The sequence below is a fragment of the Streptomyces sp. NPDC127097 genome, from assembly GCF_042724075.1.
Classification (GTDB): domain Bacteria; phylum Actinomycetota; class Actinomycetes; order Streptomycetales; family Streptomycetaceae; genus Streptomyces.
This window is the reverse complement of the sequence record NZ_JBHXFI010000012.1, coordinates 118,883-140,851: the sequence shown is the minus strand read 5'-3', so window position 1 is coordinate 140,851 and position 21,969 is coordinate 118,883. Positions and strand designations below refer to the sequence as shown.

Annotated in this window: 21 protein-coding genes and 1 tRNA gene; 13 read left to right on the top strand and 9 right to left on the bottom strand. The window is 70.4% G+C overall.

The genetic code is table 11. The features are described 5' to 3' along the window. Positions 1-122 precede the first annotated feature (122 nt). The 4 genes from ACFWJW_RS12905 to ACFWJW_RS12890 all read left to right on the top strand — a co-directional run bounded on the left by ACFWJW_RS12905 (position 123) and on the right by ACFWJW_RS12890 (position 3,493). Positions 123-698 (top strand): TerD family protein, encoded by a 576-nt coding sequence (locus ACFWJW_RS12905; RefSeq protein ID WP_085926185.1) that lies wholly within the window; start codon positions 123-125, stop codon positions 696-698. A 191-nt stretch (positions 699-889) separates the two neighbouring features. After that, positions 890-1,465, top strand: a complete 576-nt coding sequence (locus ACFWJW_RS12900) for a TerD family protein (protein WP_085926186.1) — start codon at positions 890-892, stop codon at positions 1,463-1,465. Between the two features lie 53 nt (positions 1,466-1,518). Further along, positions 1,519-2,652, top strand: a complete 1,134-nt coding sequence (locus ACFWJW_RS12895; protein ID WP_387238919.1) for a DUF475 domain-containing protein — start codon at positions 1,519-1,521, stop codon at positions 2,650-2,652. 88 nt (positions 2,653-2,740) lie between these two features. Beyond that, positions 2,741-3,493, top strand: coding sequence for a Tellurium resistance (locus tag ACFWJW_RS12890; RefSeq protein ID WP_387239003.1), 753 nt, complete (start codon positions 2,741-2,743; stop codon positions 3,491-3,493). 110 nt (positions 3,494-3,603) lie between these two features. On the opposite strand, the gene ACFWJW_RS12885 is transcribed toward ACFWJW_RS12890, so the two are convergent. Then, a complete protein-coding gene (locus ACFWJW_RS12885; protein ID WP_387238916.1) occupies positions 3,604-4,749 on the bottom strand; it encodes a TerD family protein in 1,146 nt (381 codons plus the stop codon). A gap of 218 nt (positions 4,750-4,967) precedes the next feature. Here ACFWJW_RS12885 and ACFWJW_RS12880 point away from each other — a divergent pair, with 218 nt between their 5' ends. From ACFWJW_RS12880 to ACFWJW_RS12870, 3 genes are read left to right on the top strand one after another with little or no spacing between them, the layout of a single operon-like run. After that, positions 4,968-6,140, top strand: coding sequence for an HpcH/HpaI aldolase/citrate lyase family protein (locus tag ACFWJW_RS12880; protein WP_387238913.1), 1,173 nt, complete (start codon positions 4,968-4,970; stop codon positions 6,138-6,140). 15 nt (positions 6,141-6,155) lie between these two features. Next, positions 6,156-8,771, top strand: a complete 2,616-nt coding sequence (locus ACFWJW_RS12875) for a phosphoribosyltransferase (RefSeq protein WP_387238910.1) — start codon at positions 6,156-6,158, stop codon at positions 8,769-8,771. Then, a complete protein-coding gene (locus ACFWJW_RS12870; protein ID WP_387238907.1) occupies positions 8,771-9,646 on the top strand; it encodes an HAD family hydrolase in 876 nt (291 codons plus the stop codon). The genes ACFWJW_RS12875 and ACFWJW_RS12870 overlap by 1 nt, the downstream gene beginning before the upstream one ends. Here the strand turns inward: ACFWJW_RS12870 and ACFWJW_RS12865 are convergent. After that, positions 9,609-10,247: a DedA family protein gene (locus tag ACFWJW_RS12865; protein WP_387238904.1), complete on the bottom strand. Its 639-nt coding sequence runs from the start codon at positions 10,245-10,247 to the stop codon at positions 9,609-9,611. The two genes, ACFWJW_RS12870 and ACFWJW_RS12865, sit on opposite strands and share 38 nt — an antisense overlap. A 108-nt stretch (positions 10,248-10,355) precedes the next feature. Between ACFWJW_RS12865 and ACFWJW_RS12860 the strand changes: the two genes are divergently transcribed. The 3 genes from ACFWJW_RS12860 to ACFWJW_RS12850 all read left to right on the top strand — a co-directional run bounded on the left by ACFWJW_RS12860 (position 10,356) and on the right by ACFWJW_RS12850 (position 12,916). Further along, positions 10,356-11,495, top strand: a complete 1,140-nt coding sequence (locus ACFWJW_RS12860) for a sensor histidine kinase (protein WP_387238901.1) — start codon at positions 10,356-10,358, stop codon at positions 11,493-11,495. Then, the gene (locus tag ACFWJW_RS12855; RefSeq protein ID WP_387238898.1) at positions 11,486-12,145 is read left to right on the top strand and encodes a LuxR C-terminal-related transcriptional regulator; all 660 of its coding nucleotides are present in this window, start codon (positions 11,486-11,488) and stop codon (positions 12,143-12,145) included. Before ACFWJW_RS12860 ends, ACFWJW_RS12855 begins: the two co-directional genes overlap by 10 nt. Before the next feature lie 147 nt (positions 12,146-12,292). After that, positions 12,293-12,916: an O-methyltransferase gene (locus ACFWJW_RS12850; RefSeq protein ID WP_387239000.1), complete on the top strand. Its 624-nt coding sequence runs from the start codon at positions 12,293-12,295 to the stop codon at positions 12,914-12,916. A gap of 66 nt (positions 12,917-12,982) precedes the next feature. On the opposite strand, the gene ACFWJW_RS12845 is transcribed toward ACFWJW_RS12850, so the two are convergent. The 7 genes from ACFWJW_RS12845 to ACFWJW_RS12815 form a co-directional block, all read right to left on the bottom strand. Continuing rightward, positions 12,983-13,207, bottom strand: a complete 225-nt coding sequence (locus ACFWJW_RS12845; RefSeq protein WP_085926195.1) for a zinc ribbon domain-containing protein — start codon at positions 13,205-13,207, stop codon at positions 12,983-12,985. A gap of 25 nt (positions 13,208-13,232) precedes the next feature. Then, positions 13,233-14,357 carry a sugar kinase gene (locus ACFWJW_RS12840; RefSeq protein WP_387238997.1) on the bottom strand — a complete coding sequence of 375 codons (1,125 nt, stop codon included), beginning with the start codon at positions 14,355-14,357 and terminating at the stop codon, positions 13,233-13,235. Next, positions 14,354-14,974, bottom strand: coding sequence for a bifunctional 4-hydroxy-2-oxoglutarate aldolase/2-dehydro-3-deoxy-phosphogluconate aldolase (locus tag ACFWJW_RS12835; protein ID WP_387238895.1), 621 nt, complete (start codon positions 14,972-14,974; stop codon positions 14,354-14,356). The genes ACFWJW_RS12840 and ACFWJW_RS12835 overlap by 4 nt, the downstream gene beginning before the upstream one ends. A gap of 171 nt (positions 14,975-15,145) precedes the next feature. Beyond that, a complete protein-coding gene (gene dgoD / locus ACFWJW_RS12830) occupies positions 15,146-16,291 on the bottom strand; it encodes a galactonate dehydratase (RefSeq protein ID WP_387238891.1) in 1,146 nt (381 codons plus the stop codon). A 161-nt stretch (positions 16,292-16,452) separates the two neighbouring features. Then, a complete protein-coding gene (locus tag ACFWJW_RS12825; RefSeq protein WP_387238888.1) occupies positions 16,453-17,154 on the bottom strand; it encodes a FadR/GntR family transcriptional regulator in 702 nt (233 codons plus the stop codon). Positions 17,155-17,255: 101 nt separating this feature from the next. Next, entirely contained in the window at positions 17,256-17,987 is a 732-nt protein-coding gene (locus ACFWJW_RS12820) for a DUF4383 domain-containing protein (RefSeq protein WP_387238885.1), read from the bottom strand. A 192-nt stretch (positions 17,988-18,179) separates the two neighbouring features. Beyond that, positions 18,180-19,559, bottom strand: coding sequence for a hypothetical protein (locus tag ACFWJW_RS12815; protein WP_387238882.1), 1,380 nt, complete (start codon positions 19,557-19,559; stop codon positions 18,180-18,182). 142 nt (positions 19,560-19,701) lie between these two features. Between ACFWJW_RS12815 and ACFWJW_RS12810 the strand changes: the two genes are divergently transcribed. The 3 genes from ACFWJW_RS12810 (at position 19,702) to ACFWJW_RS12800 (ending at position 21,871) form a co-directional block, all read left to right on the top strand. Continuing rightward, positions 19,702-19,773 (top strand) — tRNA-Val (locus tag ACFWJW_RS12810). A 293-nt stretch (positions 19,774-20,066) separates the two neighbouring features. Next, the gene (locus tag ACFWJW_RS12805; protein WP_387238994.1) at positions 20,067-21,107 is read left to right on the top strand and encodes a DUF1152 domain-containing protein; all 1,041 of its coding nucleotides are present in this window, start codon (positions 20,067-20,069) and stop codon (positions 21,105-21,107) included. 212 nt (positions 21,108-21,319) lie between these two features. Further along, positions 21,320-21,871, top strand: a complete 552-nt coding sequence (locus ACFWJW_RS12800; protein WP_387238879.1) for a DoxX family protein — start codon at positions 21,320-21,322, stop codon at positions 21,869-21,871. The last annotated feature ends 98 nt before the right edge of the window (positions 21,872-21,969 follow it).

Genomic DNA, 21,969 nt, shown 5'->3' with positions numbered 1-21,969 from the left:
ACATCCGCATGATCCAGGTGCGATATCTGCAATCGGTGGGAACCGGTCACTAGGATCAATTCGTTGATCCGATGCCATGCACGATGGGGGCGCAGGTACCCCTCGAATCTATGGGAGGACTCGTGGGAGTCAGCCTCAGCAAGGGCGGCAACGTCTCGCTGACGAAGGAAGCCCCCAATCTGACCGCCGTCATCGTCGGTCTGGGCTGGGATGCGCGTACCACCACCGGTACGGACTTCGACCTGGACGCCAGCGCCATGCTGACGAACGACCAGGGCAAGGTGGCCAACGACCAGAATTTCGTGTTCTTCAACAACCTGAAGAGCCCGGACGGTTCGGTCGAGCACACCGGGGACAACATCACCGGTGAGGGTGAGGGCGACGACGAGCAGATCAAGGTGAACCTGGCCGCGGTGCCGGCCGATGTCGCCAAGATCGTCTTCCCGGTGTCGATCTACGACGCCGAGACCCGCCAGCAGAGCTTCGGCCAGGTCCGAAACGCCTTCATCCGCGTCGTCAACCAGGCCGACAACAATGAGCTGGCGCGCTACGACCTGAGCGAGGACGCCTCGACCGAGACCGCCATGGTCTTCGGCGAGCTGTACCGCAACGGCGCCGAGTGGAAGTTCCGGGCCATCGGCCAGGGCTACGCCTCGGGCCTGCGCGGCATCGCCCAGGACTTCGGCGTCAACGTCTGACCGGCCGGATCCGAAGTCCGATCGTCGACGCCCGGCCGGGCAGCCCTGCCGTAGCGGCTGCCCGAGCCAGGAACCACCGCGTCCGGCGCCGTACGTCCCTGTCCGGGGAGTGCGGCGCCGGACGCGCTTGAACGAGGGTGGCGGGCCGCGCGCCGGGCGGGCCCGCACCGACACCGGGGAGGAAGCGAACGATGAGCGTCACGCTTGCCAAGGGGGGCAATGTCTCCCTGTCCAAGGCCGCTCCGAATCTCACGCAGATCATGGTCGGCCTCGGCTGGGACGCGCGGTCCACGACCGGAGCGCCGTTCGACCTGGACGCCAGCGCGCTGCTGTGCGGGTCGGGCCGGGTGCTGGGGGACGAGTACTTCGTCTTCTACAACAACCTCAAGAGTCCCGAGGGCTCCGTCGAGCACACCGGGGACAACCTCACCGGCGAAGGTGAGGGCGACGACGAGTCGATTCTGGTGGATCTTTCCCAGGTGCCCGAACAGGTCGACAAGATCGTTTTTCCGGTCTCGATCCATGAGGCCGATCTTCGCGGCCAGAGCTTCGGCCAGGTCAGCAACGCTTTTATCCGTATCGTCAATCAGGCCGACGGCAGCGAGCTCGCCCGCTACGACCTCAGCGAGGACGCCTCCGGCGAAACCGCGATGATCTTCGGTGAGGTGTATCGCTACAAGGGCGAATGGAAGTTCCGGGCGGTGGGGCAGGGGTACGCGTCGGGTCTCCGGGGCATCGCTCTAGACTTCGGGGTCAACGTTTCGTAAAGCGCCGCGCGCTGCGCGCGGGGGACCCCACACAGCGAGGGATTGGGTAGGCAGTGCTCCTGAAAACCTTTGGCTGGTCGTTCGCCATCACGGTGCTCGGCCTCGCCTTGGCGGGCGTGCTCTGGGGGTGGCAGGGGCTGGCGATTGTCGGGATCCTGTCCGTCCTGGAAGTTTCCGTCTCGTTCGACAACGCCGTCATCAACGCGGGCATCCTGCGCAAGATGAACGCCTTCTGGCAGAAGATCTTCCTTACGGTCGGCATCCTCATCGCCGTGTTCGCCATGCGGCTGGTGTTCCCGGTCGCCATTGTCGCGATCACCGCGAAGCTGGGACCGATCGAGGCGGTCAACCTCGCCATCAATGACAAGGCGCAATACCAGGAACTGGTCACCAGCGCCCATCCGGCCATCGCGGCCTTCGGCGGAATCTTCCTGCTGATGATCTTCCTCGACTTCATATTCGAGGAGCGCGATTACAAGTGGCTGTCCTGGATCGAAAAGCCGATGGCCAAGATCGGCAAGCTGGACACGCTGTCCGTCATCATCGCGCTGGTCGCCCTGCTGGTGGCCGCGATGACCGTGGCCACCGACGTCGCGCACGGCGGCGGTGACAAGAGCGCCACGGTGCTGCTGTCCGGTGTCGCGGGCCTCATCACGTACCTCATCGTCGGCGGCATCTCCGGCTACTTCGAAGCCAAGCTGGAGGACGAGGACGAGGACGAGGAGGCCGACGAGGCCGCGGCGGCTCCCGCCACGAAGGGCAACGGCTCGGCCGTCGGCCTGGCCGGCAAGGCCGCGTTCTTCATGTTCCTCTACCTCGAGGTCATCGACGCGTCCTTCTCCTTCGACGGCGTCATCGGGGCCTTCGCGATCACCAACGACATCTTCATGATGGCGCTGGGCCTGGGCATCGGCGCGATGTACATCCGGTCGCTGACGGTCTTCCTGGTCCGCAAGGGAAGCCTGGACGACTACGTCTACCTGGAGCACGGCGCCCACTACGCGATCGGCGCGCTGGCCGTCATCCTGCTCATCACGATCAAGTACGAGATCAGCGAGGTCATCACCGGCCTGGTCGGAGTCGTGCTGATCGGCCTCTCGTTCGCCTCCTCCGTGATCCGGAACCGGCGTGAGGGCAAGCCGGGAGAAACCTCCGGAGACAAGCCGGAAGTCGCGTCCGGAGTGTGACGCGGCGCTGATTGAGGAACGCTCTCTGCGGGGCGGCTTGAGGTGCGGACCTCGGGCCGCCCCGCAGTAGTTGGGGCCGAGCAATGGGGTGGGCAAGGTGTCGTTCCTGGGGAAGCTGTGGCGCGGTGGCGCGCAGAAGTTTGACTTCGACAGCGGTGGTGCGTCGTACGTCGTCGAGCTGACGAAACGGAATCCGGTCGTCTCGCTGACCAAGCAGGGGGCCGCCACCGGGCATCTGCGGGTCAATCTGCACTGGCAGATGCGGACCTCGGACCTTCATGAGCGGGGCGGGCAGGGCAAGGGCGGGCTGCTGCGGCACCCGGGCAAGCTGTTCAAGCCCGAGGTCGTGCAGGCGCAGGGCCCGGCCGTGGTCAATGTCGACCTTGACCTGGCCTGTCTGTACGAGCTCAAGGACGGCACCCGGGGCGTGGTGCAGCCGCTGGGCAACTTCCTGGGTGACCTCAACGGGCCGCCCTACGTCAAGCTCAGCGGTGACGACCGCTTCGGTTCGGGATCCGGCGAGACGCTCTACATCAACTTGGACCACCGCGACGAGATCAAGCGGTTGCTGATCTTCGTCTACATCTACGACGGCACCCCGGCGTTCGACCGTACGCATGCCGTCGTGACGCTCTATCCGAGCAGCGGACCGCGGGTGGACGTCAAGCTGGACGAGCGCGCGCCACAGGCCCGCTCCTGCGCCGTCTTCACGCTTGAGAACACCAAGGACGAGCTGACGGTGCGCCGCGAGGTGAAGTACGTCTACGGCTTCCAGGCGGAGCTCGACCGGCTGTACGGCTGGGGGCTCCAGTGGGGGCGGGGCTACAAGACCAAGGTGTGAGCGGTGCCCCGTGCGGCGCGCTGACGGTGCGGCGCCCCGTAGGGGGCGCCGCTGGGTGGCGCGCCGCCTACGGGTGCGCTTGCCGGTGCGGCGGCCACGCTGGCTTTCCGCTAACGGCGCTGGAACTGCGGTCCCTGGGGCGGCAGGACGAAGGACGGGTCCGGCACGAACGGCTGCTGCATCGGGTAGCCGTACGTCGAGGCAGGGTGCGGCTGCGGAGCGCCGTACGCGGAGGGTGGCTGCTGCGGGGGCTGGTACTGCGGCGGCGGCCCCGGGTAGCCGTAGGCGGGCTGGGCCGGGGGCTGCGTCGGCGGTGGCGGAACGTGCTGCGGGTAGCCGTAGCCGCCGCTCGTGGGCGGGGGCCCCGCAGGGGGAGCGGCGGCCGCGGGCGCCGGTGCGGACGAGCCCTGCTCCGGCAGTGCATCCGCCACATGCTGAGTGACGGCATCGGGGTCCGTCGGGTATGTCTGCGGGTCCGCCGCGGAGGGCGGGCCCGTGGCCTCTTCGGGCCAGGTGCTGGGCGGCGGGGTCACCGGGGAATCGGAGAGGCTGGTCCCCGGGCCGGAGGCGGACGGGCCGGCGGAGGGGGCGGCGGCGGACGGGCCGGGCGCGCCCTCCGTGGGCGGCTCGGCGGCCGTCGTGGGCTCCGAGGCGGGCGACGCCGACACCGGTGCCTCCGAGGCCGGCGGAGCGGAGCGTCCGGAGGCCGCTTCGTTCTCGTCCACCGAGATCCCGAACTCGGTCGCCAGGCCCACCAGTCCGGTCTCGTACCCCTGCCCCAGCGCCCGGAACTTCCAGGTGTCGGCGCGGCGGTACAACTCCCCGCAGATCAGGGCCGTCTCATCGCCCGTCTCGGGCACCACGTCGAAGACCGCGAGCGGCTCGCCGTCGCTCGCCGCCGCGTCGTACAGCAGGACCTGGAGATCCGTGACGCCCGCGAACGCGCCGCCGTCCGAGGACGCGGCCAGCACCACCCGGTCCACCGACGCTTCCAGCGCCGCCAGATCCGCCTCGATGGTGTCGGTCAGCTTGTCGGCGAGCTGGGTCTTGGGCAGATGCCGCACCAGGCCGCTGGGGTGCCGCGGTTGGTTGTAGAAGACGAAGTCCTCATCGGAGCGCACGCTTCCCTCGGGGCTCACCAGCAGGGCCGAGGCATCGACATCGGGAACACCGGCGCCGGGCGTCCAGCGCAGGACGGCCCGAACAGCCGTGGCATCGAGGGGTACGTTCGACCCTTTCAGCATCGCGTGCGTCATGCCGTAATCCTGCCTTCCCTGAGGTCGCAGCGACAACGCGGGGGCCCCGGAGGCGTGCGGGGCTCGCGATTGCGGACACCTGGGCGCCTCGTGGGGGTTACGTGATTTTCACGCACTCGGGAACTAACCAGGCCCCCACACACGTACGATTACCGGCTGGATCCAGACAGCGAGACGCAGCGGGGGTGCCCGGGTCCCGCAGGCAGACGGGGAGTCATATGCAGCATTTTGGGCATCTTGCGCCCGAGGTCCGGAAGGGACTGTTCCACCAGGAGCCGGTGGAGTTCACCGCCGATTCTCCGGCCGGCACGCTCGCGGTCGCGCTGGGGGCCACGCTCTACAGCCCCGCCACCCGCCCGCGCCTCGCTGCCGACGTCCTCAAACAGGCCGGGCGTGGCGTGATGTCCATGGTGCTGTGCCTTGAGGACTCCATAGGGGACGGGGACGTCGAGGCCGGCGAGGAGAATCTCGTACGGCAACTCGGTCTTCTCGACGAGGCGGCCGCCGCCGGCACCGGCCTTCCGCTGCTGTTCGTCCGCGTCCGCACCCCCGGTCAGATACCAGATCTGGTGCGCCGCATGGGAACCGCCGTCCACAGACTGTCTGGATTTGTACTTCCGAAATTCACCGAGGAACGGGGCGTCCCGTTCCTCGAGGCGCTGACCACCGCCGAGTCCGACTGCTCCCGCCGGCTCTTCGCGATGCCGGTGCTGGAATCTCCGCAGCTGCTGCATCTGGAGACCCGCGCCGAGACCCTTCAGGGCATCGCCAGGACCGTCGACAAATACCGGGACCGGGTGCTGGCCCTGCGGCTCGGCGTCACGGACTTCTGCTCCGCCTATGGCCTGCGCAGACCGCCCGACATGACGGCATACGACGTCCAGATCGTCGCCTCCGTGATCGCCGACGTGGTGAATGTGCTCGGACGGGCGGACGGCACGGGCTTCACGGTCACCGGCCCGGTGTGGGAGTACTTCCGGCTGCATGAGCGGATGTTCAAGCCGCAGCTGCGGCGCAGCCCGTTCCTCGGACGCGCCGAGGAACTGCGGACGGCACTGATCGAGCACGACATGGACGGCCTGCTGCGCGAGATCGAACTCGACCGCGCGAACGGCCTTCAGGGCAAGACCTGTATCCACCCCTCGCATGTCGCGCCGGTGCACGCCCTCTCGGTCGTCAGCCATGAGGAGTTCAGCGACGCGGTCGACATCCTGCGGCCCGAACGGGGCGACGGCGGGGTGCTGCGCTCCTCGTACACGAACAAGATGAACGAGGTGAAGCCGCATCGTGCCTGGGCCGAGCGGACCCTGATGCGCGCCGAGGCGTTCGGCGTCGCCCGGGAGGGCATCGGCTTCGTGGAGCTGCTGACGGCGAGTGTGCCGCAGAACTGACCTGCGGTGATCGAGATGAACATGACGACGGAGGAGACGAAACGCGTGGTCTGGACAGGAGAATGGGTCGCCGGTCGGCTCGGGGTCTCGCTGAGTGGCGGGGACGAGCTGCCGGAACTGCTCGGGCTCGCGCTGCGGCGTAATCCCAAGCGGGCCCATCTGCTCGTGTCGAACGTGCTCGGCAAGCATGTGCCGCAGCGACCCGGCGTGGTCCATGGCGCCGGCTTCGGGCTGGGACGCCGCGTGCGCACGCTGCTGGGTGACGAGGCCGCCGCCCGCTCCGTCGTCCTGGGCTACGCCGAGACCGCCACCGGCCTGGGACATTCGGTCGCCGACGGCCTGGCCCTCGCGCCGTATCTGCACTCCACCCGCCGCCCGGTGGCGGGTGTCGCGCAGGTGGGCGGATTCGAGGAGGAGCACAGCCATGCCACCTCCCATCTGCTGCTCCCCGAGGACCGCGCACTCCTGGCCGGAGACGGACCGCTGGTGCTCGTCGACGACGAGTTCTCCACCGGCCGGACCGTTCTGAACACCATCAAGGCGCTGCATGCGCACTTCCCGCGCGAGCGGTACGTGGTCGTCGCCCTGGTCGACATGCGCTCCGACGCGGACCGCAGCCGGCTGGAGAAGTTCGCGGCGGAACTGGGCGCCCGCGTCGACCTCATCGCACTGGCCGCGGGCGGCGTACGACTGCCCGAGGACGTGCTGACCCGCGGACAGGAACTCGTCGCCGCACACGAGGCCCGTACGGCACAGGAGTCGGGGGCCGCCCCGGGGAGCACGTCGGCTCCCGTGGGCGATAAGCAGAACGCGGCAGGCGCTCCTGCGGCGTCCGGTGGCCGCGGGGCGGACGTCGTACGGGTCGACCTCGGCTGGCCCGCCGGGCTGCCGGACGGCGGCCGGCACGGCTTCACGCCGCAGCACCGGGCACGGCTGGAGGCCGGGCTGCCGGACATGGCGACCCGTATCGCCCGGCGACTGGACGGTGCCCGCCGCATCCTCGTCCTCGGCAACGAGGAATTGATGTACGCACCGCTGCGGATAGCCGAGGCGCTGGACGCCCTCGTCGCGCGGGACAGTGTCGACGCGGCGGCCGCCGGTGACGGCACCGGGGCGGGGGCCGGTGCCCTCGCGCCGGGGGGCGGTCAGCCGTCTGCGTCGACAGTAGGCGCGGGTGTCTTCTTCTCCACCACCACCCGGTCGCCGGTGCTCGCCGTCGACGACCCCGGCTACGCGATACGGACCAGGCTGTCCTTCCCCGCTCACGACGCTCCCGCCGACGGGCCGGGGGAGCGGTACGCCTACAACGTGGCGGCCGGTACCGACCCGGAGCGCCGCTTCGACGCCATCGTGGCCGTGGTGGATTCGCGGGGCGACCTCCCCGAACTGCACGCCCCCGACGGTCTGCTGAGCCGGCTCGCCGCGCACACCGACCGGCTGCTGCTCGCCGTCGTCCCCTCGTACGCCCCGCAACCTCAGGCCGGACTCATGCACCTTCCCGAGCCGCTGCGCGGCCCTGCCTTCTCCTCCTACACCGCCGACGAGGTCGGGTGGCTGCTTCAGGATCTCTCCGAGGTCACCCTGGAAGCGCCGACCGAGGAGCGCGAGGAGGCGATTCAGCGCGGTGGCGCCCACTACGCGGAGTCGCTGCCCGTCGAATACCAGCCGAGCGAGGACTACCAGGCGCTCTTTCACAGCGCGCTGCGGACCTCCGCGAGCCGGATTGCGCGGGCCGTCGGGACGGTCACCGAGACCGTGCTCGCCGAACGCAGCCCCCGTCCCGTGCTGGTGTCGCTGGCACGGGCGGGTACCCCCGTCGGGGTGCTGATGCGTCGCTGGGCGCAGCACGCGCACGGCCTGGAGCTGCCGCACTACGCGGTCTCGATCGTCCGCGGCCGGGGCATCGACACCACCGCGCTCCGGTGGCTGGCCGCCCACCACGATCCGGCGGATGTCGTCTTCGTGGACGGCTGGACCGGCAAGGGCGCCATCACCCGCGAACTCGCCCAGGCTCTGGCGGACTTCCCGGGCTTCGACCCGCGGATCGCCGTGCTCGCCGACCCCGGCGGCTGCGTCGAGACCTACGGCACCCGCGATGACTTCCTCATCCCGTCCGCCTGCCTCAACTCCACCGTCTCCGGCCTCATATCGCGCACCGTCCTGCGCGACGACCTCGTGGGCCCCGACGACTTCCACGGTGCGAAGTTCTACCGCGAGCTGGCCCCGACCGATGTGTCGCGTGCCTTCCTGGACGCGGTCAGCGCCCGCTTCGACGAGGTCGCCCCGGACGTCGCCGAAGAGGTGAAGGAACTGGCCGCCGCCGACCGGGCCCCGACCTGGGAGGGCTGGGCGGCCGTCGAGCGGATCAGCGAGGAATACGGCATCCACGACGTGAACCTCGTGAAGCCCGGCGTCGGGGAGACCACCCGCGTACTGCTGCGCCGGGTCCCCTGGAAGATCCTGGCCCGGCGGGGTGCCGGGACCGACCTCGATCATGTGCGCCTCCTGGCTGAACAACGGGGCGTGCCCGTCGAAGAGGTCGACGAACTGCCCTATACCTGTGTGGGGCTGATCCACCCCCGCTTCACTCGCGGGGCCACGGGTGCTGACGGCAAGGCGGTGGCCTCCTGATGAGCGGCCGGCCCCTCGCCCACCACCACCCTTCCCCGGAAGCGCTGCGCGCTGCCCCTCTTTTGGTCGCCAGCGACCTCGACCGCACCCTGATCTATTCGGCGGCTGCGCTGGGCCTCGCCATGCCCGACGCCGAGGCTCCCCGCCTCCTGTGCGTGGAGACCTATGAGCGCAAGCCGCTGTCCTACATGACGGAGACGGCCGCCGGGCTGCTCGCCGAACTGGCCGGCAGGACCACCTTCGTGCCGACCACCACCCGCACCCGCGAGCAGTACGGCCGCATTCATCTCCCGGGCCCGGCACCGGAGTTCGCCATCTGCGCCAATGGCGGCCATCTGCTCGTACGGGGGGAGTCGGACCCGGACTGGCAGCGCACCGTCGCCGAGCGGCTCGCCGCGCGGTGCGCGCCGCTCGATGAGGTCCGTGCGCATCTCGTGCGCACCGCCGACCCGGCCTGGCTGCTCAAGGAGCGGGTCGCGGAGGACCTCTTCGCCTATCTCGTCGTGGAGCGGCCACTGCTGCCGGACACCTGGGTGAAGGACCTCGCCGGCTGGGCGGGCGAACGCGGCTGGACCGTCTCGCTTCAGGGCCGCAAGATCTATGCCGTGCCGCAGCCGCTGACCAAGAGCGCAGCCGTGGCGGAGGTGGCGCGCCGCACCGGGGCGTCCGAGATCCTCGCGGCCGGCGATTCCCTCCTCGACGCCGATCTGCTGCTGGCTTCCGATCGCGGATGGCGGCCCGGACACGGGGAACTGGCGGACTCCGGCTGGAGCGCCCCGCATGTCACGGCGCTCGAAGAGCGGGGGGTCGCGGCGGGCGAGGAAATCGTGCGGGCCTTCATCCGCGGCGCCGTACTCCCGAGCCACGCCGGCTGATGCGGACCATGACAAAGGCCGCCACCGCCAGCGCAGTTGCCGCAAGGACCACCTTCGAGTAGGCGTCCACATATCCCGTCACCTCCTCCCAGTTGTCGCCGAGCAGATAGCCGGCGAGGACGAAGATCGCGTTCCAGGTGAGGCTGCCGAGGGTGGTCAGGGCGAGAAAGACCGGTATCGGCATGCGCTCGATTCCGGCGGGTATCGAGATGAAGCTGCGAAAGAGGGGAATCATCCGGCCGAAGAACACCGCCTTCGTCCCGTGCCGCCGGAACCAGCGCTCCGTCTTCTCGATGTCGGAGACCTTGACCAGCGGAAGCTTCGAAGCGATCGCGACCGTACGCTCCCGCCCGAGCAACGCGCCCACGCCGTAGAGCGCCAGGGCGCCGGTCACCGAGCCGAGGGTCGTCCACGCGAGGGCGGAGAACAGGGGCATGCTGCCGCGGGCGGCCGTGAAGCCCGCCAGCGGCAGGATCACCTCGCTCGGCAGCGGTGGGAAGAGATTTTCGGCGGCGATGGCCACACCCGCGCCGGGCGCGCCGAGCGTGTCCATGAGGTCGATGATCCAGCCGGGTGCGGTGCTTCCGATGCTTTCGGTCATGTTTCAACGCTAAGAATTCTCGTCTCGCGGCACATTGCGGTACACCGCACGAAAGACTGCGGTTTTCCGCAGTGTGCGCGGACGCACGATGCGGCTAGCGTTTTGATCATGTTGGGAATTGCGCGGCGCGGATTGCGTCTGGCGACAGGTCTGGTGCTCGGTGCCGTGCTCGCGGTGGCCGAGCTCCCCTTCGTCGTGCTCTCCGGCCTCTCCCTGCTGTGCGTGTGCGCCTGGCCGCGCGGCCGCCGCGCGATCCTCAAGCCCCTGGCCGCCGCTGCGCGAGCCCTGACCGAGACCCATCGGCGCCGCCTCCGCGTCTATGTCGCGGCCGACACCTCGGACGCGTACGCGGACCACCGCGCCCTGCAATATCTGTCCCTGCGCTGGGGATTGGGCGTGCTGGGCGCTCTTGTCCTGGGCGCGGCGCTGATCGGAGTGGCGTACGGCATCTCGTGGATCTTCATCCTGCTGCTCACCGACGTCCGCCACCCCGGCAACCTCGCGCTCTCGAGCATCGGCGGCCTCTTCCTCCTCTTCCTCGGTCTTCAGAGCACTTTCGGGGTGGCCGGGCTGGAGACCAGGCTCGCGCGGTACTACCTCGGCCCCAGCCACCACGAGACGCTGGAGCGCCGCATCGAGGAACTGGCCGCCACCCGGGCCGGCGTCCTCTTCGCGGTCAACGACGAGCGCCGCCGTATCGAACGCGATCTGCACGACGGTGTGCAGCAGCGGCTGGTCGCCCTGGGGATGCTGCTCGGCCGCGCACTGCGCAGCCAGGACCCGCGGCGCGCGGAGCAACTCCTGCGGCAGGCCCACGAAGAGAGCGGCCAGGCCCTGACCGAGCTGCGCGAAGTGGCCTGGCGGGTCTATCCCACGGTGCTGGACGAAGCGGGGCTGCGCGCAGCCCTGGAAACGGTCGCCGAACGCTCGGCCATCCCCGTACGCCTCGACTACGCACTCGCCACCGAGCCCGACAGCGCCGTGGCCACGGTCGCCTACTTCGTGGTCTCCGAAGCCGTCACCAACGCCGTCAAGCATTCCGGCGCCGGACGGATAACGGTCCGCGTCGCCCCTGGCGAGGACGCCGTGCTCGTGCACATCGAGGACGACGGACCGGGCGGCGCGGATTCCTCCGGCAGCGGTCTGTTCGGGCTGGCCCGCCGGGTCGCCGCCGTCGACGGCCGGTTCCGGGTGCACAGCCCGGCCGGTGGACCGACCACCATCACCGCGGAGTTGCCGTGCGCGTAGTGCTGGCCGACGATTCGATCCTGTTGCGCGAGGGCCTGGTGCGCCTCCTCGCCGAGGAGGGGCATGAGGTGGCAGCCGCGGTCGGCGACGCCGATCAGCTGATCGCCGTGCTGGAGCAGGCGGGGAAGGAGGGGGAGCAGCCGGACGCGGTGGTCGTGGATGTCCGGATGCCGCCGACGCATACCGATGAGGGGCTGCGCGCCGCCGTCCAGATCCGGGAGCGCTGGCCCGATATCGGCGTCCTGGTGCTCTCGCAGTATGTCGAGCGCCGCTATGCGACAGAGCTGCTGACCGAGGACAGTGAGGGGGTGGGCTATCTGCTCAAGGACCGGGTGGTCCAGGTGGACGAGTTCCTGGACGCGCTGGAACGGGTGAGTACCGGAAAGGCCGCCTTCGACTCCGAAGTCGTACGGCAGCTGCTGACGCACAGCCGTCGCACGGATCCGCTGGGCACGCTGACCGCACGCGAGCAGGAGGTGCTCCGGGAGATGGCGCAGGGCCACACCAACGCGGCCATCGCGGTCCGGCTGCACATCTCGCAGAGCGCCGTGGAGAAGCACATCAACGCGATCTTCGACAAGTTCGGCCTGACCGGCACCTCCGGCTACTCGCGCCGGGTGCTGGCGGTGTTGCGGTACTTGGGGACATGAAACCGGGGATTGCGGCCGGTCGGCGATCAGCTCGACTAGTCTCGCCGAGGCGGTCGGCTGCACCGTCCGGTGATCGGCCGAGACCGCGATCCTTGATCAAGAGGAGAGCCAGTGGTGGAGTCCAAGAGCACGCCGATCACACCGGAGATGTACGAGTACGTCCTCGCCCACAATCCGCCGTTGAACGCCGCGCAGCGGGACATCGTGGAGCTCACACACCAACAGTTCCCCGAGGCGGCGGGGATGCAGTCGGCGGAGGAACAGGGGCCGCTGCTCGCGTTCCTGGTGCGGCTGACCGGGGCCCGGCATGTCGTCGAGGTAGGGACGTTCACCGGATTCTCGACGCTGTCCATGGCTCAGGCGATGCCCGCGGACGGCACTCTGATCGCGTGCGATGTCTCCGAGGAGTGGACCGCCTACGGCCGGGAGTCCTGGGCGAAGGCCGGGGTCGCGGACCGTATCGATCTGCGGATCGCGCCCGCGCTGGAAACGCTGCGGGCGATGCCGGAGGAGCCGCATATCGACCTCGTCTATCTCGACGCGGACAAGGGCGGCTATATCGCCTACTGGGAGGAGCTGGTGCCCCGGCTGCGGCCGGGAGGTCTGATCGTCGCGGACAACGTCCTGTACCACGGGGAGGTCGCCGACCCGGCGGCCACCGGGAACGCCCTGGCGATCAGGGCGTTCAATGACCATGTGCTGGCGGACCCTCGTATGGAGGCGGTGATCCTCACCGTGGCGGACGGTGTGACGCTGGCGCGCAAGCGGTAGCAGCCCTGGTCCGCGTCGGGATGAGCGCGGCCCGGCGCGGCCAGGACGCGGGCAGACCGGCGCGCCCTAGCCGCAGCAGCCGCCTCCGCAGCAGCCGCCGCCTCCGCCGCCCCCACCGCTCGGGGCGCGGGCGGGGGCGGACGCGGAGCCGCCGACGGCGACCGTGGAGAGGAGCTTCACGGTGTCCTCGTGGCCCTCGGGGCAGACGGCCGGGGCGGAGGACTCGGCCATCGGCCGGTTCAGCTCGAAGGTGGAGCCACAGGGGCGGCACCGGTATTCGTAACGAGGCATGGGCACAGGTTAGCCGCGGCGCCGCTCAGCGCACGACGGTGCCGGGCGGCGCGCCCAGCATGCCCAGCTCCGAGCGGGTCGGCGCGCCCTCCCAGTCGCCGGGCGACGCGACCGCGAACGCCCCGGTGGTGACGGCGCGCTCCAGGCGTCCGGCCGGCCCTTCGCCGTCCAGGAGTGCCGACAGATAGCCCGCCACGAAGGCGTCTCCGGCGCCCACGGTGTCCACCGCGCGCATCGGTTTGGCGGGCCGGTGCAGGGAGCCGCTGGGGGTGAAGGCCGTCGCCCCCGCCGCACCGAGTTTGACCACGATCTCCCCGGCACCCCGGTCCAGCAGGAGCCCGGCCTGCCTCGCCACGGTGGCCGCCGCCTCGTCGGCCGCGTCGTCGGCCGCGACCTCCTGAGCCGGGAGGGGCAGTGGCGAGCCCTCCCCGCCCCCGCCACCGGGCAGGCACAGCGGCAGCTCGTCGTCGGAGGCGATCAGGACATCCACCGCGGGGATCCACGCGCGGAGGACCTCGGTGGCCTCTTCGGCGGTCCACAGACGAGCGCGGAAGTTGACATCGAGACAGACCAACGAGCCGTTTTCCCTGGCCAGTTGCAGAGCTCGCCGGGACGCCGAGCGGGCCGTGGGGCTCAGGGACGGAGTGATGCCCGTCAGATGCAGGACGCGGGGCGCAGCGGCGGAGAAGGCGCGCTGGATCACTTCCGGGGTGAGCCGGGAGCCGGCCGAGCCCGCGCGGTAGTAGTGCACCCGGGTGACCTCGGGCAGCCGCGGCTCGAAGAGGAGGAGTCCGGTCGGGGCGCCGGGGTCGGTCGTGGCGCCGGATATCTCGACGCCCTCGGCACGCAGCGTACGCAGCACCAGCTGTCCTGCCTCGTCGTCGCCGACCGCACCCGCCCAGCGGACGTGGTGCCCGAGCCGGGCCAGGCCGATCGCGAGATTGCTCTCCGCCCCCGCGATGGAGACGTTCATCGTGCCGCCGAGCTTCAGCGGGCCGCTGCCCCGTAGGGCGACCATCGTCTCCCCGAAGGTGAAGACGTCCGGGCGGCCGGGCCGGCCGGGAAGCAGCGGACGGCCGGCCGCCGCCCCGGGGCGGGGAGTGGTGACACCCCGGTCCTCGCCGCCCGCGGCCCTCGGCTGCCCCGTCATGGTGCGCACGCCGCCTTGAACTCCGCCGCGCGCTTGCGCAGTCCTTCCAGGTCGCCGCCGTCCGCCGCGTCGCCGATCAGCGGTGAGCCGACGCCCACCGCCACCGCCCCGGCGGCGAAGTACGCCGGAGCGGCGGCCGCGTCCACCCCGCCGACCGGCACGAACGGCAGCTCGGGGAAGGGAGCACGGAGCGCTTGGAGATACCCGGGCCCGCCGACCGACGCCGGAAACAACTTCAGAGCCGAGACGCCCAGCGCATCGGCCGCGATCACCTCGGACGGCGTCAGCACCCCGGCGAGCGTCGAGAGCCCCTGTCGTACGGACTCCTCCAGACCGGCCCCCAGGCCCGGCGTGACGATGAGATTGGCCCCGGCCTCGGCGGCGCGCCGGGCGTCAGCGGCGGTCAGGACGGTGCCGGCGCCGAGCCAGGCCGCATCGCCGAGCTCGGCACGCGCCCGTCGGATGACCGTGAGGGCGTCATGTCCGCTGAGCGAGACCTCGATCAGCGGAAGGTCGGCCTCCGCGAGCGCCATGACCGTACGGAACGACGCCTCCGCATCTCTGCCCCGGATGATGGCGATCAGCCGCTCGGTCCGGAGTGCTGTGCTGAAGTCCATGGCGTTCCTGCTTTCTCCTGACCCCGCCGCGCGCGTACTGCGCGACCGGGCCGTTCGGGCGCACGGGTGACACCTCTGATTATTCCGGGCCGGGGCGGGCCGGATCGAGCCCCGGACCGAGACGGAACGATCAGCGCTTCTACGGGACCGCCCTTGGCTCCCGCCCACCCCTCACCATTCGGCGAACGCCCCGTCCTCATGGCGCCACACGGGATTCCGCCAGGCGTGCCCCCGCCGGTCCGCCGCCCGCACGGCGGCCTCGTCCACCTCCACGCCGAGGCCGGGGCGCTCGGTCCGCAACAGTGAGCCGCCATGGAAGCGGAACGGCTCCGGATCCGCGACGTAGTCCAGCAGCTCGGCGCCCTGATTGTAGTGGATCCCGATGGACTGTTCCTGGACGAGGAAGTTCGGGGTGGTGAAGGCGACTTGGAGGCTGGCGGCCAGCGCGACCGGTCCCAGGGGGCAGTGCGGCGCGAGCTGTGCCCCGTACACCTCCGCGAGCGCGGCGATCCGGCGCAGCTCGGAGATGCCGCCCGCATGCGAGATGTCGGGCTGGAGGATCGCCACACCGGCTTGCAGTGGAGCCAGGAACTCTCGCCGGGTGAAGAGACGTTCACCGAGTGCGAGGGGGATGGAGGAAGCGTTCACGAGGTCGGGGAGGGCATGTATGTAGTCGCAGAGGACGGGTTCCTCGACGAACAGCGGGGCGTATTCGGCGAGCAGGGGGAGGAGCCTGCGGGCGTTGGCGGGGGAGACCCGGCCGTGGAAGTCGAGGCCGAAGTCCCGTTCGTCGCCGAGGACTTCGCGCGCGGTCTCGGCGCGCAGCAGACAGGCCCGCACTTCGGCGCGGGTCGCCACCGGCGTCATCCTGCCGCAGCCGTTCATCTTGACGGCGGTGAAGCCCGCCTCGGTCTGCGCGGTGACCGCGTCGCGGATGGCATGTGGCTCGTCGCCGCCCACCCATGCGTAGGCGCGGATCTTCTCGCGGACCGGCCCGCCGAGCAGCTGGTGGACGGGGACGCCGTGCCGCTTCCCCTTGATGTCCCACAGCGCCTGGTCCAGGCCGGCGACGGCGGACGAGAGGACCGGCCCGCCGCGATAGAAGCCGCCCTTGGTCATGACCTGCCAGTGGTCCTCGATACGTGCCGGATCCTGCCCCAGGAGGTATTCGGCCAGCACCTCCACGGCCGCCCGGACCGGTTCGGCCCGCCCCTCGACCACCGGCTCACCCCAGCCGACGAGGCCCTCATCGGTCTCCACCCGTACGAACATCCAGCGCGGCGGGGCGAGGAACGTCTCGATGCGGCTGATCTTCATGGACCGGGTCCGTCCTTTCGGATGCGCAGACCTTGTCCGCGACCTCCTGCCCACCCACGTCGCCGCGGTAACCGAACGCCGCTCCCCGGAACGCAACCGTCCGCCCCCGCCACATCCGCCCCCCACTACAGGGGCTCCCGCAACTACGGCTCCTCCCGCACCTACGGATGCTCCCGCGCGGACACATCGAGCAGTTCGAGCATCGCCATGTAGGCCCCGTCGACGTCCCGGTTCCGTACGGCCTCCACGACCGCGGCATGTATCGCATGGGGATGGTCGAACGCGCCGTACTCGTCCAGCACCGCCCGGTCGCGCTGGACGAGCACCGGCACGATCACCCGGTGCATCTGTGCGTAGAAGCGATTGTTCGACGCGACCAGCATCGCCGTGTGGAAGGACGCGTCGGCCTCCACGAGCAGCGCCGGATCGTTGTCGGACGCGGCCATCGCGCTCAACGCGGCGTCCAGGGCCGCCAGATCCTCGTCGGTACGGCGTTCCGCGGCGAGCGCGGCGGCCGCCGGCTCGATGGAACGACGCAGTTCGAGCACATCGGCGAAGAAGTCGGACGAGACGCCGGCCGCCAGCTTCCATCGCAGTACGTCCGTGTCCAGGAGGTTCCAGTCCTCCCGGGGGCGGACGAATGTGCCCCGCTTCTCGTCGGCTCCGAGGAGACCCTTGGTGGTCAGCACCTTGATCGCCTCCCGCAGCACGGTCTGGCTCACGTCCAGCTCCGCCATCACCTCCGGCAGCACGAGGCTCTCGCCCTCCTCGTACGTGCCCTTGAAGATCCGCTTGGCGAGCGTTTCGACCGCCCCATGGTGAGCCCCGTGTCCTGAGGAGGCGGCGTGCCCCGTACGGCTCATGGTGCTGCTCCCATCACACTCACCCCACCCACCCCAGCCATCAGGGCGTACCGAGCACCCCATTCCCACCTCGGTACGCCCTGACGTCTCCGCGCCCCGGCTCAGGGCTTCTTGCTGTCGCCACCGGACCGGGTGCCGGGATCCAGGGAAGTGGTGTGCCTTCTGCTCCCGCTGGTGCCGGCGCCGAACGAACCGCGCCCCGCATGCGAGGCGCCCTGCATCTTGACCCGCGCCGCCTGCCGTGCGGCCGTCATACCGGAGACGGGACGCAGCTGTCCGCGGTCGAACTGCTCGGCCTCCTCCGGGTGCCGGGCGCGCCAGTACGGATTGTCGTGGGAGAGGCCGCCGCTGACCCGCCCGTACATCCCGAAGACCAGCAGCATCAGCCCGACCAGGAAGCTGAACAGGACGTTCTGGATCTGGAAGGCGAGGAAGTTCACGCCGGTGTCCAGCAGCGCCAGGTTCACGAATCCGCTCAGGAGGAAGAGCACGCCGAGCACGATGTTGAGGGTCGAGGCGAAGTTCCCGCCGATCACCATGCCGACGACGAGGATGGCTCCGACGACGATCGAGAGCACGCTCAGCGTGTCGTTGGTGTTCAGCCCGGCCACGGTGTCGCCGCCGGTGTCGAAGTAGCCGATGTGGTGGGTCAGCCCGACGATGCCGAACGCGATCAGTACCAGGCCCATCAGCCCGGCGCCGATGCGGTAGACCTTGCTGAGCCGGTGGTCCACGGGCAGATGCTCGTCGAGCCGTGTGTGGCGCCGCTGCTTACCCCGGTGAAGCGGGTTCACGGGCCCGTGCAGGGTCTGGCCAGTAGCCCCAGTAGCCATGTCCGGCCTCCTTCGCGCAGGTGCCGACTGGGCCGTACTCCACTCCAGGATCCGCCAGGGTGGCAGTTCACGCCATCGCGCCCGGTGGCGGGGGAGCACCGAGCCACCCTCCTGGCCCGCCGGGCGTCCGGCCCGGCACCAGCCGGCACACCGGGCCCGGCAAAGGCACCCTCCGAGGCCGACCCCGGGGGCTCAGCCGCCGGCGCCGCCCCTGGCCTCCCGGATCTCCTGCACCACCCGGGCCGCCGTCTCCCGTACCGCCTCGGTCTCCATCAGAAAGTGCCACCAGTCCGGATGGCGCCCCTCCAGGCCCGCGACCGCCCGGTCCAGCCGCGCCACCGCATCGTCCAGGGGCCCGGCATGCCGCGGATCGGGGGTGCTGCGCCCGCTCATCGCCAGCCGCTGCGCGTCCCGTACGGCGAAGCGGGTCCGCTCGACCTCCTTCTGCCGGTCGAACGAGACCGCATCGAGCCGCTGTAGCCGGTCACCGGCCGCCGACACCGCCTCATCGGTGGTGTCCAGCAGCGCCCGTACGGTCGCCAGCCGGCTCGTGGCATCCGCCCAGCGCTGCTCGTCCCGCGCCTGCTGCGCCTCCCGCAGCTTGACCTCGGCCTGCTGGACGGACCGCGCGGCCTGCTCCGGCACCTGCTGGAGGTCCTGCCAGCACGCCGCGCTGTACCGCCGCCGCAGCTCGCTGAGGACCGGGTCGACCTTCCCGGCACGCGTCGTGATCGCCTGTGCCCGGGTCCGCAGCGACACCAGCCGCTTGTCGATCTCCGCGGCCTTCCCCGGCAGCCGCTCGGCCTCGGTCCGTACGCCCTCGGCCTGGCGCAGCACGTCGTCGGCGCGCCGGATCGTCTCCTGGACGCCATGCTGCCCGGCGCCCTGGTTGAGCTTGGTCAGCTCCGGCCCGAGCGCCGCCAGCCGGGCCGCGAGATCGTCGGCCTGGAGACCCTGCGCACGGACCGCGTCCAGCGCATTGCTCGCCGCCAGCAGCGCCTGCCGCGCCCGCTCCACGGCCGGGGCCAGCCGCGCCAGCTGCGTCTCGGCGGACTGGAGCAGCGGCCCCAGCCCCTGCGCGAACCGGTCCAGCTCGCCCTTGACCCGGTCCAGCTCCTGCTTGGCACGGGTCAGATCGGCCCGCGCCCGCGACATCGCGGCCCCGTCGAGGTCGTCCCGGTCCAGATCGTGGGAGTCGACCGCGGTGATGTACCCCTGGCTCACCTCGTCGATCCGCCGGCCGAAGCCCTCGTACTCCTCTGCCGCCTTCCGCGCGGGCGGCGAGGTGTCGACGGCGGTGATCGTCTCTATGGAGATCCGCAGATCACGGTGCGCGGTGTCCAGCTCGTAGAACGACGCCGCCGCGGCATCCTTGGCGGCCTGCGCATCGGCCCGCTGGCCTTCCCCCCGCCCGAACCAGCGGCGGGTCCCGCCACCCGCGAACGACCACGGCGCCATCGCCACCACCAGCGGCAACGGCAGCAACATGAGCGCCATCGCATCCCGGACCGGGCCCCCACGGGCGCGACGGCGTTCTCGCTGCTCATGCGGCTGAGTGTCTGTCGCCGTCACTTCCCTCTCCCGATCGGATCGCCCCAGGACCGAATGTCATTCTCCCACTCACCGGAAACGAACACACCGGCCGGTAAGTTCGCCCTTCGAGTACTGGTTTGCAGTTCAGCCCCGGAGGCAAGGTAGTCTGTCGGCTCGGCCAGGGCGCATAGCTCAGCGGTAGAGCGCTGCTCTTACAAAGCAGATGTCACAGGTTCAAATCCTGTTGTGCCCACAGAGAAATAGCAGGTCAGAGGGCCCTTCGTGCGAGTGCGCGGAGGGCCTTCGGCTGTCGGTGCACATTCAGTTGTCGGTACGTATTCAGTGCAGCGCGCATTGCATCCGGGCGTCGGTCGGTACGCCGGTGATCAACAATGCATTTCCCGCCCGTCCCTCCCCGCCCGACACACCAGCTCGCCAGGCCCCGCCCCGCCGTCCCCGCCCGCCGGCGCCGAGGCTCGTACGCTGGCGAATGTGACGCGTGTGATCGTGGCGGCAGGAGGTGGCGGCGATGCGGTCGCCGCTGTGATGCTGGATGCGGCTCTCTACGGGGGCGAGACACTGGCGGTGGTGTTCTCCTACGCGTGGGACCGGCTCTTGGTCGACCCGGTGCCGGGGCCGAGAGGGCCGGCCAACTTCAGGGGGCTTCGTCCTCTCACCCGCAGCGTTCGGATCGTGCCCGCCGATGCCACGCCGATTGCTCCTGCGGGGTCGACGCTTCCCCGGATGGCCGCTGAGCTCCGGCAGACCTTCGCGCTCATTGATCCGCACCACGGCGCCGAGGGCATCGTTCGCCAACTCGAAGAGCTGGTGCAGTACTTGGAGCCGGAATCCATCGACCTCCTGGATGTGGGCGGCGACATCCTCGCCCGGGGGGACGAGTCCACGCTCCGCAGCCCGCTGGCCGATGCCCTCACCCTCGCGGCGTGCGGTGAACTCAACTTCCCGGTACGGCTTCTGGTCGCCGGCCCCGGCCTCGATGGCGAGCTTGCCGCCGAGGTGCTGCGCGACCGACTGGGGCCTGTTGCGCTGACTCTCGGCGCGGAGCACGTTGCGCCCGTCAGCGCGGTCCTGGAGTGGCACCCCTCTGAGGCCACGGCCATGCTGGCCGCCGCCGCGAGGGGTGCTCGGGGCCGGTGTGACGGGAGCGGTGCCGGTGCGCCGGTGCCGCTGACCGATGAGGGGCCCGTCGTGTACGAGGCCGATCTCGAGGAAGCGCTCCAGCGGAATCAGCTCGCCGGGGCCATCCTCGCCACGGAGAATCTGCACCAGGTCGAGCAGTACAGCCGGGAGATCTGCGGCTTCTCCGAAATCGATGACGAACGGCACCAGGCCGGGCGGCTCGGCGGGCAGGCGCCGTCGGCGATCGATCCGGAAGCGGTACTCCGGCAGCTCGACGATTTCGAGGCCGATGCGCGGGGGCGCGGCATCACGCACACGACCTTTCGCCGGCTCACCGAAGCCTTTGGGCTCAGTGGTACGCAACGCCTGGAGCTGAGAGCGCTTCTGCTCGGCAGCCGCCCGGAGCGGTATCAGGCTCCGCTCTGGCACATTCCGTCCGGAGCTTGAGCGAGAACGAGCAAGAGCTCGATCCGAGGTTGTCGGGGCTATTGGCCTTACGGCATCGCGGACCGGTGCCATGGCGAGGGCTGCGGACCCGCCGCAGGCGCTGTTGTTCGCCGTGGGGGTGCTGTGTATCGTCGGGAGCAATGGCTTGAACTTTCAAGTACTTGTTCGCGGCCTCGCGGGGCCGGACCCGACCTGCGAAAGAGCGGCTCCTGATGACGTCCCCCCTCGGTACTCTCGCGTCCTCGCGCCTCGACATCCCCACCCGCCACGCCCCCTGTCCGGCCGGTTACGACGCCGGGCTCCTTCTGCTGCGCCTCGCGCTCGGACTGACCATGGCGGCCCACGGCGCCCAGAAGCTGTTCGGCTGGTTCGGCGGGCCGGGGCTGGACGGGACCGGGCAGTTCTTCACGATGAGCGGCTATCCGGCGGGCCGGACGATGGCCGTCGTCGCCGGGCTGAGCGAGGCGCTCGGCGGGCTCGGGCTGGCGGTCGGGCTGCTCACGCCGCTGGCCGCGGCGGCGGTCGTCGGCACGATGATCAACGCCCTTGCCGTCAAGTGGGGCGGCGGCTTCTTCGCGCCCAAGGGCGTGGAGTACGAGCTGCTGCTGACCGCCGGTGCGGCGGCCCTGGCGCTGACCGGGCCCGGCCGCTTCGCCGTCGACCGGCTGCTGCCCGGTCTGCGCGCCCACCGGACGGTCCACGGCGTGATCGCGCTGATGCTGGGTGTGGTGCTGGCAGGCGGGGTGCTGCTGGTACGGAAGTGACGCCGGGGCGAGCCCCCGGAGATGGCTGCCCTGCCCCGTGGCGCACCCGGAGTGCGCGACGGACGGGACGTCTGCCGGCCGGATACCGGCCGGCAGGC